Origin of the sequence: uncultured Alistipes sp. (genome assembly GCF_910580175.1) — a bacterium.
Classification (GTDB): domain Bacteria; phylum Bacteroidota; class Bacteroidia; order Bacteroidales; family Rikenellaceae; genus Alistipes.
The window spans coordinates 399,718-413,551 of the sequence record NZ_CAJTXD010000001.1; the positions used below are offsets into that span (position 1 = coordinate 399,718).

Consider the following 13,834-nt stretch of genomic DNA (forward strand, 5'->3'; position numbering starts at 1 on the left):
GGCACTCGGCGGGGACGTCGAGTGCCTTTTTCGTCTATCCGCTTTTCCATCAACCACTAAATCCACAAGAATTATGAATCAGCAAAACAAGCCTGCGGAGCTGTCCTATTACGGGCTTTACCTGTTATCCTACCTCAAAGAGAACCATCCCGACAAGGCGCACGACGCGTCCTTCGTCTAGGAGCGCACCGACCGTGCCGCCGAAGCGTTCGAGCAGGCGCGGCGCGAGGGTTATCTGCCAGAAGGGGCGCAAGAGCTGGCGATGGCAGCCCTGTTGGAGGGGCTTCGCTTCTCCAAGTACGACACGATCATCGAGGTGCTCTGGAACGAATTTTCGGAGGAGGTAGCCCAGAGCGACGCACCCGCTGTCGCGCTCCGGCTGCTGCCCTGCGTGGAGGGCATCTTCACGCAATACCCGCTCTCGGACGACTTCGCCTACTCGCCCGAATACGAGCAGCTCTACACGGAGCTTACGGGAGCCGTTTCGATCATACTCGAAGAAGATGGCATTTAACCGTAAAGCCAAGCTGCGGGACAACATCGAGGCGATACGCACGGCTTTCGAGTTGGACGGCGCACGGCGGGCAGCTACTCCCCAAGAGCGGGAGCGGCTTACCCGCTATTGCGGTTTCGGCGGGTTGAAATGTATCCTCAACCCGGCCTCCGATCTGACCGACGCCGTGCGGTGGGCGAAATCCGACCTCGAACTGTTTCCGCTGACATTGGAACTGCATAAGTTGATTCGGGAGTACAGCACCTCCGAGGCGCTGTACAAACAATATGTCGACAGCCTGAAAAGCTCCGTGCTGACGGCGTTCTACACCCCGCCGGCCATTACGGAAGCGTTGTCCGACGTGCTGGACGATTACAACGTGCGCCCGCGCCGCCTGCTGGAACCATCCGCAGGACACGGCGCATTCGTCGAGGCGTTTCTTCGAAAGAACGCCGATGCCGACGTCATGGCCTTTGAAAAAGACCTGCTGACGGGCAAAATCCTCGCGCACCTCTATCCCGACAAGAATGTGCGGACGGAGGGTTTCGAGCGCATCGAAAAGCCTTTCAACGACTATTTCGATGCAGCCGTCTCCAACATCCCGTTCGGAGACGTGGCGGTCTTCGATCCGTCGTTCACCGCCAGCGAATCGGCCGGTCGCCGCACGGCGTCCAAAGCCATTCACAACTACTTTTTCCTCAAAGGGCTGGACGCTGTCCGCGACGGCGGTATCGTGGCGTTCATCACCTCGCAAGGCGTGATGAACTCCCCGCGCAACGAGGCAGTGCGGCTCGAAATGCTCCGAGAGGCGCACCTCGTCTCGGCGATCCGCCTGCCGAACAACCTCTTTACCGACTACGCCGGAACGGAGGTCGGAAGCGACCTAATCATCCTGCAAAAGGATACCCGCAAAGAGGGGCTGACGGAGGACGAAAAGTTGTTTACCCAAACGGGAACGCTGCACGGCGTCAGCACCAACCGATACTTCATAGAGCATAAAGAGCAAATCGTCTATACGAGTGCGGAGCTGGACACCGACCCTTACGGCAGGCCGGCAATGGTTTACGAGCACGACGGCGGTGTAGAGGGTATCGCGACGCAGCTGCGTGAACTGCTCGACCACAACCTGCATGCGCGGTTGGCGATGCGGCTCTACTCCGGCAGCATTCGGAATACTCGGCTGCAAGAGCTGCAAGAGCAGCAGGCGCAAGCGACCGCAACGGTTCGGCAGGAAACGGAACGGACTGCCGTACCTGCCAAAGAGGAGAAACCCGAAATCGAGCCTCCCGTACTGACGCTTTACGACCTATTCGGTTTCACGGCAGAGGAGAGACGCATCGCCCAGACGGGCGGCAAACCCCGCCGCCGGAGCAACCACCCCAAGCTGGTGCAGCCGCGTCAGCCGTCGCTGTTCGATACACCGATAAAAGCGACAGCGAAAACGGCGCAACCCGTCCAAACCGCAACGGCCGATCATTCTATCGAAAACGGACAGAGCAGGCTGGAATCGGAGGCCGAGCGACAGCGTAGACACGAAGAAGATATGCAACCCCGACCGTTCGACGGATTACTGGAGCCGTACCATCGCGAGGGGTCGTTCGTCAAGGTAAACACCGTCGGGGCACGTTACCAGATCGGCCACCTGAAAGACGTTACCCGCTACGGGGCGACGTTTCATCCGCTCGATTTGGACAAGGCGCAGCAGGCGAAAATTGCGGCCTACATCTCCGTGCGCGATGCGTACGAGCGGCTCTATGTCTACGAAGCCGAGTACCAAGACGAAGGCGATGCCATGCGCGACGACCTCAATGCTCGTTACGATGAGTTCGTGGCCCGTTACGGCAACCTGAACGCCAAAGCGAACGTCAAACTCCTGATAATGGATGCTTCGGGGCGCGACATCCTCGCATTGGAACGTTCGGAGAACGGACGGTTCGTCAAGGCCGACATCTTCGACCATCCCGTAGCGTTCGCGCTTAACGGGATTACGCACGTCGATACGCCCGAGGAGGCTCTTTCGGCCTCGCTCAACCGCTACGGCGGCGTGAATCTCGACTACATGGAATCCCTCTCGGACAACAGCCGCGAGGAGTTGATCGACGAGCTGAAAGGGCGCATCTTCTATAATCCGCTCTCCGGCGGTTACGAGATCAAAGACCGCTTCATCGCGGGCAACGTGGTCGATAAGGCGGAGCGCATCGAGGCATGGATGGCCGAGAACCCGCACGGTGAGAGAGAACAAGAGGCGCTTACCGCCTTGCAGGAGGCCGCGCCGCGTCCGATCACGTTCGACGAGCTGGACTTCAACCTCGGCGAGCGGTGGATACCGACGGGCATCTACTCGGCCTATGCCTCCTACTTGTTCGGTACCGACATACGCATCGGCTATTCGGAGAGCATGGACGACTATGCTGTCAAGTGCAGCATGCGAAACGCCAAAATCCTCGATCAATTCTGTGTCCGGGGCTATTATCGCACCTACGACGGTATCGCCCTGCTGAAACACGCCCTCGTGAATACCGTGCCCGACATGACCAAGAGCATCGGCAAGGACGAGAACGGCCATGACATCAAAGTGCGCGACAGCGAGGGCATACAGCTCGCCAACGCCAAGATCGACGAGATACGAAACGGGTTCGTGGAATGGCTCTCGGAGCAGTCTCCGGAGTTTCAGAAGCGGCTGACGGATATGTATAACCGTAAGTTCAACTGCTTCGTGCGTCCGCAGTACGACGGTTCGCACCAGACCTTTCCCGACCTCGACCTGAAAGCCCTCGGCCGACGGTTCGGAATCAAGGACGTGTATCAAAGTCAGAAGGATTGCATCTGGATGTTGAAGCAGAACGGCGGCGGCATCTGCGACCACGAGGTCGGCACAGGCAAGACGCTGATCATGTGCGTGGCGGCGCACGAGATGAAGCGGCTGGAGTTGGCGCACAAACCCATGATTATCGGGCTGAAAGCCAACGTCGCGGAGATAGCCGAGTGTTACCGCACGGCCTACCCGAACGCAAAGATACTCTACGCCTCGGAAAAGGACTTCACGCCCGAAAACCGCGTGCGGTTCTTCAACAACATCAAAAACAACGACTACGATTGCGTCATCATGTCGCACGACCAATTCGGCAAGATTCCGCAGTCGCCCGAAATGCAACAACGGATTCTGCAAGCCGAGTTGGATACGGTGGAGGAGAATTTGGAGGTGCTGCGCAAGCAGGGCAAGGAGATCTCGCGGGGGATGCTGCGGGGATTGGAGAAGCGCAAAATCAACCTCTCCGTGAAGCTGGAGAGTATTGCCCACGCCATCAAGTCGCGCACGGACGATGTGGTGGACTTCAATCAAATGGGCATCGACCATATCTTCGTGGACGAGAGCCACCAGTTCAAAAACCTGATGTTCAACACGCGCCACGACCGTGTGGCGGGGCTGGGCAATCAGGACGGCAGTCAAAAGGCACTCAACATGCTCTATGCCATCCGTACCATACAGGAGCGCACGGGCAAGGATTTGGGCGCGACGTTCCTGTCGGGTACAACCATCAGCAACTCGCTGACGGAGCTGTACCTGCTGTTCAAATACCTGCGACCGAAAGAACTGGCGCGACAGAACATCAACTCGTTCGACGCATGGGCGGCGATCTTCGCCAAAAAGACCACCGATTTCGAGTTTTCGGTAACGAACAACATCGTGCAGAAAGAACGTTTCCGCTACTTCATCAAAGTGCCGGAGCTGGCGGCGTTCTATTCCGAGATTACCGACTACCGCACGGCGGAAGACGTCGGCGTGGATCGTCCCGACAAGAACGAGATACTCCACAACATCCCGCCCACGCCCCAGCAGGAGGAGTTCATCGAAAAGCTGATGCAGTTCGCTATGTCGGGCGACGCGACGCTGTTGGGACGCGAAAAGCTGTCGGATACCGAAGAAAAGGCCAAGATGCTGATCGCAACGGACTACGCCCGCAAGATGGCGCTCGACATGCGGCTGATCGACCCGAACTACGACGACCATACAGACAACAAAGCGAGCCACTGCGCCCGTATGATTGCGGAATACTACCGCAAGTACGACGCGCAGAAAGGAACGCAGTTCGTCTTCTCGGATTTGGGGACGTTCCAGCCGGGGCAGTGGGCCTCTTCGATTGAGCGAGGGCAAAGGGAACTTGTTCCCTCTGCCGAGCAGGAGAAGAGTAGAACGAAGTTCAACGTGTACAGCGAAATCAAACGCAAGCTCGTGGAGGATTACGGTATTCCCTCCTCGGAGATTCGCTTCATTCAGGAGTGCAAGAACGAGAAGGCACGCAAGGCCGTTATCGACGCGATGAACGAGGGCAAGGTGCGGGTGCTCTTCGGCTCGACCTCCATGCTCGGAACGGGCGTCAATGCGCAGAAGCGAGCCGTTGCGGTGCATCATCTCGATACGCCGTGGCGCCCCTCCGACCTCGCGCAGCGCGACGGACGTGCCGTGCGCAAGGGCAACGAGATCGCCAAGCAGTTCGCCGGAAACAAGGTCGATGTAATCATCTATGCCGTCGAGAAGTCGCTCGACAGCTACAAGTTCAACCTGCTGCACTGCAAGCAGACGTTCATCTCGCAGCTCAAAAGCGGTGCGATGGGTGCGCGAACCATCGACGAGGGAGCGATGGACGAGAAATCGGGCATGAACTTCTCGGAGTACATGGCTATCTTATCCGGCAACACGGACTTGCTCGACAAAGCTCGGTTGGAAAAGAAGGTGGCGGCATTGGAGAGCGAACGCAAGTCGTTCCACAAGGCCAAGAGCGGCTCCGCGTGGAAATTGGAGGAGTACACCAAGACGCTCGCCCACAACAACGACTGCATCGCCAAAATGTCGGCGGACTACGAGACGTTTCTTGCGCGGGTGCAGACCGACAAAGAGGGCAATAAACTCAACGCCCTGCGGCTCGACGGACTGGATGCCACCGACCACAAGAGCCTCGGCACGCGCTTACAGGAACTCGCCAAGAACGCCACGACGGGCGGCGAGTATCTGCGTATCGGCGAACTGTACGGCTTTCCGATTCTCGTCAAGACCGAATCCGCCCTGAAAGATGGCGTGGAGGTCAAGCAGAACCGTTTCTTCGTGGAGGGGACGTTCAAGTACACCTACAACAACGGGCAGGTAGCGATGGCCGACACGAAAGCCGCTGCGTCGAATTTCCTCAACGCTTTGGAGCGTATACCCAAGCTCGTGGAGCAGTATCGGGAGAAGAACGTCGAATACGAGCGCGATATTCCGATTTTGCAACAGACCGTCGGCGGCGTATGGAGAAAGGAGGACGAGTTGAAGCAGTTGAAATCCGAAGTCGCGGCGTTGGAGCGCAAGATTCAGTTGGAGTTGGCGCCGCCCAAACCAAATATGCAAGAAAAAGAAAATGTCTCCGAAAAAGCGGATATATCGCAAGCTACCAACGATTCTGTTCATTTCATACAGATCAAACGAACAAATGAAAACAATACTTCTTATAAAAGTCTTAAGATTTAATCCAATAAAGGCGGCGATAATCAGCCGCCTTTATTCCTGAAATAGAGTCCCTTTTCATTCGGCTTATCAATTAAGAAAATAGGGGTACAATCTCTGGGTATAGCACTGTTTTTCTTTGCCGAAATTTAAGTTTCCCATTTTTTATTTATATTTACACGTTAAGAATTACAGACCCAAATAACGAGTGGTAGACATATGATAAAAGAAACAGCCGGACTGATATTATTGCTTTTACTGAGTTGTACTGGGTGTATAAAAGACACTGCGCGGGTTACAGAACATCTGCAAACAGCAGCATCATTCATGCTGGAAAGACCGGATAGTTCATTATATATTCTGGAGCACATCGATTCCGACAAATTATCGCGCCGGAAAGACAAGGCGAAGTACGCTCTGCTTTATTCTCAGGCTCTTGATAAGAACTATATCGACAAGACGAACGATTCCTTGATTCTCGTAGCAGTCGATTACTATCAAGAGCATGGAACCGAGCAGGAAAAGATGCTTGCGTATTATTATCTCGGACGGGTGCAGTATAACGCCCGAGCTTATCAAAGCGCCATTATTTCGTTTTTGCAAGCTGAGGAATATGCCCTTCGCGCAGAAGATTATCTTTATTGTGGTCTGATATATCGGAATATTTCCAACATCTACAACGATACATACAATGCTGCGGAAGAATTGAGATATGCTCAAAAAGCGTATGATTGTTTCTGCCGGGCGGATGCGATGGAGTATCGGGATTATGCACTGCCGATACTGGCAGTAGCCTATGGCAATACATCCGATAGAACCAAGGAAAAAGAACTTCTGGAACAAGCTATCGTTTTAGCTCGGGAACGATGCGATACGTTGTTGTGGGGTATATGTTTGAGCAGTTATGCCTTGTGCCAGGAAGTCACCGAAGACTATCGCGGAGCCAAAGAATCCATCTTATCCTTAAAAAATAGATTGAGGTTGCCAATAGACCTTCGAGATTGGGTTACTCTTGCTCATTGCTATGCCCGGGAAAACAAGACGGACAGCGTGGACTTCTGCTTGAACGAAGCAGGGCATTCGGCTGCCACGTCGGCTGACAGTGCAAAGATTTTACTCCGGATATATTGTGTCGAAAAAAAACGCAATAATCCGCAAAAAGCACTCGAAGCATTGGAATGTTGCAATGATTTTCAGAATGCAGTATCTCGACAAATGCTTCAACAATCAGTAATCGCCACTCAGCGTGATCATTTCCGCAGCCGAGCCGATTTAGCTATGTATAAACTGAAAGCGAACCATCGCTTAGGAATTATTATTATCCTATCCATTTGTCTTTTTGCCGGAGTGGTAATTTTTTGGTTGTACAGACGCATTCAACGGAAGAATGCAGAAATTGAACGATATATGAATATCGCGAGCGATATTCAAGATGTATTGCAGAGCAAGAACACCGAGATGTCTCACTTGGTCAGACAGCTTTTCCATGAGAAGTTCAAGCTTATAGACAGCTTGGGTTGTACCTATTACGAACGTCGGGATACTCCGAACGAACAAATCGCGATTTATAATGAGGTCAAACGGGCGATTCAAAATTTAGGCACCGACAAACAGACGAAGAGCGAGTTGGAGCGTATCGTGAATCTTTGCAACGAGGACATTTTGAAGAAAATCCGAACGCAAATACCGGAGATAAAAATGGCGGACTACGATTTGTTCTGTTATCTTTGTGCCGGGTTTTCATACCGAGCCATCAGCATTTTCATGCAGACAAAAATAGATAATATCTATAACCGAAAATCCCGTCTGAAAATGTTGATCGGTAATTCCGCAGCGGCATCCAAGGAGTTATTCTTGCAAAATATCGGATAAACTTCTGATATTCAGCACATCTATCAAAATACCCCCCCCCGCAAGAGGAAAGACATCTAATAATCAACACGTTACGCATGCGATAGAAAATCAGCATCTATCACATGCGTAATTTATTTATATCCACTATATTACAATTTTGCAATGATAGAATTTTTTAGCCCATTTTTTAGTCTTTATACTTTATTGTCTCGTACTTTTTGCATAGTAATAAATGCAACGCTTATGAAAAAAATCATTCTCGCAATTAGCCTGATAATGGGTATTGCAACTTCTCGAACTGTACAGGGAGATGAAAAACACGTCAATAAAGAAGTTATACTTCATGACAAAGTAAAAATATTGGGGCCCCGTAGTGTAGTATTGTTGCCTACTTGCCGATACGACGGCTTCAACAGCTCAGTCGTGGTCGAATTTCCCGATGATGACGTTTCATTTACCGCGATAGTCGTCAACACTTCGACTGGCGAGCAATGGTTCGAGATGAATGATAACGGATATTGCGAAGTATTTATCTCCGGAGAAACCGGTACATATACGGTATCCATCGATACAGTATCCGGAAATTCTTACGAAGGCGATTTTTCCCTGCTTTAACATAAGGGAAAGCATCTACAAATAAAAGAGGTTGGGATTACGCGTTGATCTCGAATTTTGCAGGAGACTTGCCATCCTCTGTAAAATAAAAAGCCTCTTTCCAAAAAGGAAATAGAGTAAAGTGGTGAGGCTCTATACTATTCACTAATATGGAAAAAGGCAGACAAAGATATATATTTTTTCGTATTTAAGCAGTATATGCTCGAATACAGAGAGGTCATTCAAGAAATGGCCCAAAACAAATTCATATATTTTTCATAAAAAACTAAAAACATGAAAACGAAAAAACTCGAGAAGATTAACATTCAGCCTATTAGCCGCGAAGAATCCGGCATGTTGAAAGGCGGTTTTGCTTTAGCATCTGTCAATTCTTTCTCTTTGATGGATGATAAAGTCAAGAATACAGGCCATTGCACGAACAACTGCTCTTGCACTGTAAGAAAGGATATTGGAGAATTGTAATTTGTGAATAAGGGTGTTCATTGGACACCCTTATCTTACTTTTAATAATTATGAAATATAGTCGTTATAATTTCATTTACAAAATTACGGAAAGTAAGTTTGTACTCTATAATCTCCTTTCTGACAAGATTCTCGTACTATTGCCTGATATGGTTTCTTTGTTAAAAACAAATAAACATCAGCCGCAGGCTCTTCGGGAGATTCACCCCGATTTTTATAATGTTTTATTGGAAAATAGGTTTATTGTCAAACTTGATTGTGACGAATATGGATTGGCAATTGAGCGATTTATAAAAAAAGATGCTGATCGTGACATTTATTCAATAACGATCAATCCCACATTAGATTGTAATTTGCATTGTTGGTATTGCTATGAAAAACACATTCCATTGAGCAAAATGTCTCAAGATATTTATAGCAATATTTTGGCCCTTATTCGACAACATGTAATTGAAAAAAATATTTCCATCTCTTTCTTTGGAGGAGAACCACTCTTATCTTTCGAGGATATTATCATCCCGCTATTAGACGAAGTGAAGCATTTGTGCGATACGTATTCAAAAAAACTATATATTTCGTTTACAACTAACGGCACTCTTTTAACCGATAATAAACTTAAACGCTTATTGCAATACACGCCTAATATAAATTTCCAAATAGCACTGGATGGAGGTGAATCCCATCACAATACAGTCAAATTTTTCCATCATAAATCCGAAGGAACTTATCGATTAACAATAGATAATATAAAGAATACCATACATAACAAATTGCCTGTAATTGTACGATGTAATTTCACCCACATTACTATCCAATCATTTTTATCAGTATTACAGGAATTTGTCAATTCATCCGATGAAGAGAAAAAGATTTTGTATTTCGACTTTCATCGTATATGGCAAGACAAAGATGCGATCTATAACAAGTATATCCAAAAACAGTTCAAAGCCATCGTATCCTACGGGAAAAAACACAATCTCGAGATTTCAGACGGAACAAAATCATTGTACATGGGCAGCAAGTGTTACGCAGATGACAATGCGCAAGTGTTAGTAAACTATAATGGTGATTTGTATAAATGTACTGCTCAAGATTTTACAACAGATAATCGTGTCGGACAATTAACAAAAAAAGGAAAGTTAGTTTTTAATGATAAATATAAAAAGTTTTTATCCAACAGTTTCCCGAACAAGGCTTGCGCAAAATGCAAAATCTTTCCACTATGTATGGGCGGATGTTATAAAGTCAGAATGACTACTACTGATTTGAAATCTTGCCCTTTAGCATATTCACCCTCATTGAAACGAAATATAATTAGGCGTCGTATACAATTTTTATTGTCTTGACTATGTTGCGAAAAATAGTTTGTTTTTTTTGTGCGGTCTTCTTCTATATGGCTTCCATCCAGGCACAGCATATTGTTCGAGGCGAGGTGTGTGACACGGACGGCTACCCTTTGGAGTATTTCAATCTGGTATTGGAGAACCCAGCGGATTCGACATATCTTCAAGGAAACACTTATTACTCGGGGACATTTGAATGTCCGTTGCTGGGTATGGATGAAATAATGTTGCATTTTTCATCTTTGGGATTCAACGACACATATGTGAAAGTCAATCCGTTTAGCAACGCTCCGATTCGTGTTGTCATGCAGCCGTCGGTGATCGACGATGTGATAGTGGCAGCCCGAACGGTCAATGTCTTTCGGGGGAAAACAACCATATTGGTCGGAGGAACGGCATTGGGCAATCTTAGCGATGTGGAAGATATTCTGAAACGAGTGCCGTCCGTCAGAGCCGACAAGGATGAAATACTGATTTTCGGGAAAGGGACTCCTTTGATTTTCATCGATAACCGGAAAGCGTCGTATGAGGAGTTGAAATTGCTGCTGCCTTCCGAAATCGTTTCAATAGAGGTGGATCGCAACCCCTCGGCTCGTTATGATGCGCAATACGCGTCGTGCTTAAGAATAAAAACGAACCGCACCCGAGAAGGATACGCTGCCACAATTTACGAGCAGTTGTCGTTACATCGCTTTCTGAACAACCGTGCCGGACTTCAGGCGCAGTTCAATACGAAAAAATGGACCAATTTTATCTCGATCTCGCATGATTATGCCCATTGCCATAATTATTCAAAAGAAGTGGAGGCCGTTACGATACCAGGCTATTCCTTGAGGGATACTTGTTTCTACGATGTGCCATATAAAATTCATACTTGCAATCTGACTTATGGCAGTCAGTTCCGCATAGGAACGAAAGGGATGTTGCGATGGCAGTATGTTTTATCCCACGTGAAAGCTCCGGGAGATACAGACAATTCGGGTGAAATCATAGAACATGTCATAGAAAACGATATCCCGTCTTCGCCCTTACGAACCGATACCTATAAGGAGAGTGCATCTACCCGTCATCATGCAAATATCGGTTATCGGATCGATATGGATACGACCTGTTATTTCAGAGTGGATGCTGACGGCCTGTTCAGCAAATCCCAGCAAGCAGAAGACCTTTTTTTTCTACAGAATAATATCGTCAATAGTTCCTACATTACAAATTATTCAAAAAATGCCGCTTTTGAAGGACAAATAGAATATGGCAAGAAGATCGGAAAGATGACCTTGAATGCGGGTGTTCAATATAATTATCTTTCAGGTGATGTACAGTCGGACTACGATTCGGATTTTACTTCGACCATGTTCGATAATCATACCATAGGGGCTTATTTCATATTCCGTGCTGATTATGAAAAATGGGGGTGCGAAGTAGGGCTCCGTAACGAAGTCACTAACGATGTCACGAAAAATGGCGATCGGGTATTGAGGAACAAGTGGGAAAACAATTTATTCCCTTCTATTTCCCTTTATACGAATTCCCTCTGGGAGTCCGTTGCGCTGGCGTTCAATTATACATCCGGTATTCGGCGTCCGAGCGTATGGCAACTCTCGCCGACCTTGATGTATACGAACAGCATTACAATGAGGACAGGCAATCCTTTGTTGGAATCAGCTATTGCACATAGCTTTTCTTTAACCACCACATTATATGACCGATTATCTGTTTCGTTGGAGTATGATTACAAAAAGAATCCGATTTTGGAGACCGGCACTTTAACCGATGATGGTAAAATTATTTTTGCGCCTATAAATGTTCGTAATTCGCATATCGGAAGGGCATTGGCTTCATACAACAATAAGTGGGGGATATTTTCTTTTTCAGCAGATGTCATCTTGGAATATGCTCATACACGGATTCCTTTCATGGATGGAGTCCTCACAAACAAACGGTGGGCCTTTAACGGTTCCTGGAATGCCTCTTTGCAGATTACGAAAACTACGGAACTGTCATGTAGTTTTATTTACCAATCGCGTTCGGCTGATTTGATGACCGTTTTCGAGCCGATTAATAATTTATCAGTATTCTGCACCCAATCATTGTTCAAAGGGCGAATGCTTGTTTCTGTAGGGGTCTACGATATTTTCCGGAAGACGGGCCAGGATTGGTACGACCGTTATGAATATTATCAGGCGAGAGCATGGAGAAATGACGATACAAGATTTGTCCGGTTATCCTTGAGATACAATTTTAACAATTCTCGTCCGAAATATCGGGTGCATCATAGTTCGGACGTACTTGAGCGTTTATAGCAATGCGATCCCATTTTTTTATGCAGCCCGATGCCATGGACTGCGGTTCATGCTGCCTGAAAATGATAGCATCCTATTACGGTCGCAACTATTCCTTGGATATGTTGCGCAGCACTACGTTTGCGGGTATAGATGGAGTTTCGTTGCAGAATATCGCATCGGCAGCCGAAAAATTGGGGTTCAAAACCGTCGGGGGATTGGTTACGTTCGATACATTGGCAACGACAGCCGTATTGCCCTGCATCGTCCATTGGAATCAGAATCACTTCGTAGTCGTTTACAAAGTTAAAAAACATAAAAAGAACACGATTGTCTACGTCGCCGATCCCGGATGCGGGCTGGTAGAATATACGAAAGAGGAGTTTCTGACCCATTGGCTCAGTACTTCTCGCAACCAAGAAGAAAAGGGCGTCGCTCTTTTCATGGAGCCGACCGCACGTTTCTATGAACAGCAGGGCGATGAACAGACACCGAAAGGATTGGGGAAAATACACTTTCTTTATCGATATTTTATTCGTTATAAACAATTCTTTGGACAGCTTTCTATTGGTTTGCTCGTCGGCTGCGGATTGCAGTTATTGTTCCCGTTCTTGACACAATCGATCGTCGACGTCGGTATTTCCGGACGGGACATTCCATTCGTTTGGCTGATTCTAATGGCGCAGGCGATGCTTTTGCTGGGCCAAGCAAGCATCGATTTCATTCGCCGCCGAATTTTGTTGCACATCAGCACACGAATCAATATTTCGTTGATTTCTGATTTCCTTATCAAACTGATGCGTTTGCCGATGAAATTCTTCGATACGAAGCAGCTCGGCGATCTACTGCAACGCATTGAGGATCACAGGCGTGTACAGGATTTTCTTACGGCACAAACTCTGAACGTTCTATTCTCGATATTTACGTTCGTGATTTTCGGCGCGGTGCTCTGTATTTACAACATCAAAATATTTTTGATCTTTTTAGTCGGCAGTGTTCTTTACGGAATCTGGACTCTGTTCTTTTTACGTAAACGTCGAATCTTAGACTACAAATATTTCGAGCAGCAGGCAAGAGACAGAAATTCTACCTACCAACTCATTACTGGCATGCAGGAAATCAAGCTGCAAAATTATGAGTTGCAAAAACGTTGGGAGTGGGAAGACATTCAGGCAGACAAATTCGATGTGAACCTCCAGTCATTGTCGCTAACCCAAACGCAGGACGCCGGAAGCATCCTAATCAATGAGGGTAAAAATATACTGATTACAGCCATGACCGCGATTGCTGTAATCAACGGCAA

6 protein-coding genes and 2 pseudogenes (1 of these 8 cut by a window edge) are annotated in these 13,834 nt (G+C 48.0%); all 8 read left to right on the top strand.

What is annotated here, in order from left to right; all coding sequences use genetic code 11:
- The first annotated feature begins 73 nt into the window (after positions 1-73).
- A pseudogene (locus QZ298_RS01685) lies at positions 74-514 on the top strand (DUF1896 family protein).
- Positions 504-5,999 (top strand): helicase-related protein, encoded by a 5,496-nt coding sequence (locus QZ298_RS01690; RefSeq protein WP_296004996.1) that lies wholly within the window; start codon positions 504-506, stop codon positions 5,997-5,999. Before QZ298_RS01685 ends, QZ298_RS01690 begins: the two are co-directional and overlap by 11 nt.
- Positions 6,000-6,194: 195 nt before the next feature.
- A complete protein-coding gene (locus tag QZ298_RS01695) occupies positions 6,195-7,847 on the top strand; it encodes a hypothetical protein (RefSeq protein WP_296004997.1) in 1,653 nt (550 codons plus the stop codon).
- Between the two features lie 225 nt (positions 7,848-8,072).
- Positions 8,073-8,444 (top strand): hypothetical protein, encoded by a 372-nt coding sequence (locus QZ298_RS01700; RefSeq protein WP_296004998.1) that lies wholly within the window; start codon positions 8,073-8,075, stop codon positions 8,442-8,444.
- A 273-nt stretch (positions 8,445-8,717) separates the two neighbouring features.
- Positions 8,718-8,906 (top strand): hypothetical protein, encoded by a 189-nt coding sequence (locus QZ298_RS01705; RefSeq protein ID WP_296004999.1) that lies wholly within the window; start codon positions 8,718-8,720, stop codon positions 8,904-8,906.
- A 149-nt stretch (positions 8,907-9,055) separates the two neighbouring features.
- Positions 9,056-10,252: a radical SAM protein gene (locus QZ298_RS01710; RefSeq protein ID WP_296005000.1), complete on the top strand. Its 1,197-nt coding sequence runs from the start codon at positions 9,056-9,058 to the stop codon at positions 10,250-10,252.
- A gap of 47 nt (positions 10,253-10,299) precedes the next feature.
- The gene (locus QZ298_RS01715; protein ID WP_296005001.1) at positions 10,300-12,552 is read left to right on the top strand and encodes an outer membrane beta-barrel family protein; all 2,253 of its coding nucleotides are present in this window, start codon (positions 10,300-10,302) and stop codon (positions 12,550-12,552) included.
- A gap of 35 nt (positions 12,553-12,587) precedes the next feature.
- Positions 12,588-13,834, top strand: a pseudogene (locus QZ298_RS01720) (peptidase domain-containing ABC transporter); it runs 923 nt beyond the window's last position.

Bases quoted from the DNA above. Each gene is read 5' to 3' on its own strand.
- QZ298_RS01715 (WP_296005001.1), top strand. From the start codon at position 10,300: ATGGCTTCCATCCAGGCACAGCATATTGTTCGAGGCGAGGTGTGTGAC.
- QZ298_RS01690 (WP_296004996.1), top strand. From the start codon at position 504: ATGGCATTTAACCGTAAAGCCAAGCTGCGGGACAACATCGAGGCGATA.
- QZ298_RS01700 (WP_296004998.1), top strand. From the start codon at position 8,073: ATGAAAAAAATCATTCTCGCAATTAGCCTGATAATGGGTATTGCAACT.
- QZ298_RS01710 (WP_296005000.1), top strand. From the start codon at position 9,056: ATGGTTTCTTTGTTAAAAACAAATAAACATCAGCCGCAGGCTCTTCGG.
- QZ298_RS01695 (WP_296004997.1), top strand. From the start codon at position 6,195: ATGATAAAAGAAACAGCCGGACTGATATTATTGCTTTTACTGAGTTGT.
- QZ298_RS01705 (WP_296004999.1), top strand. From the start codon at position 8,718: ATGAAAACGAAAAAACTCGAGAAGATTAACATTCAGCCTATTAGCCGC.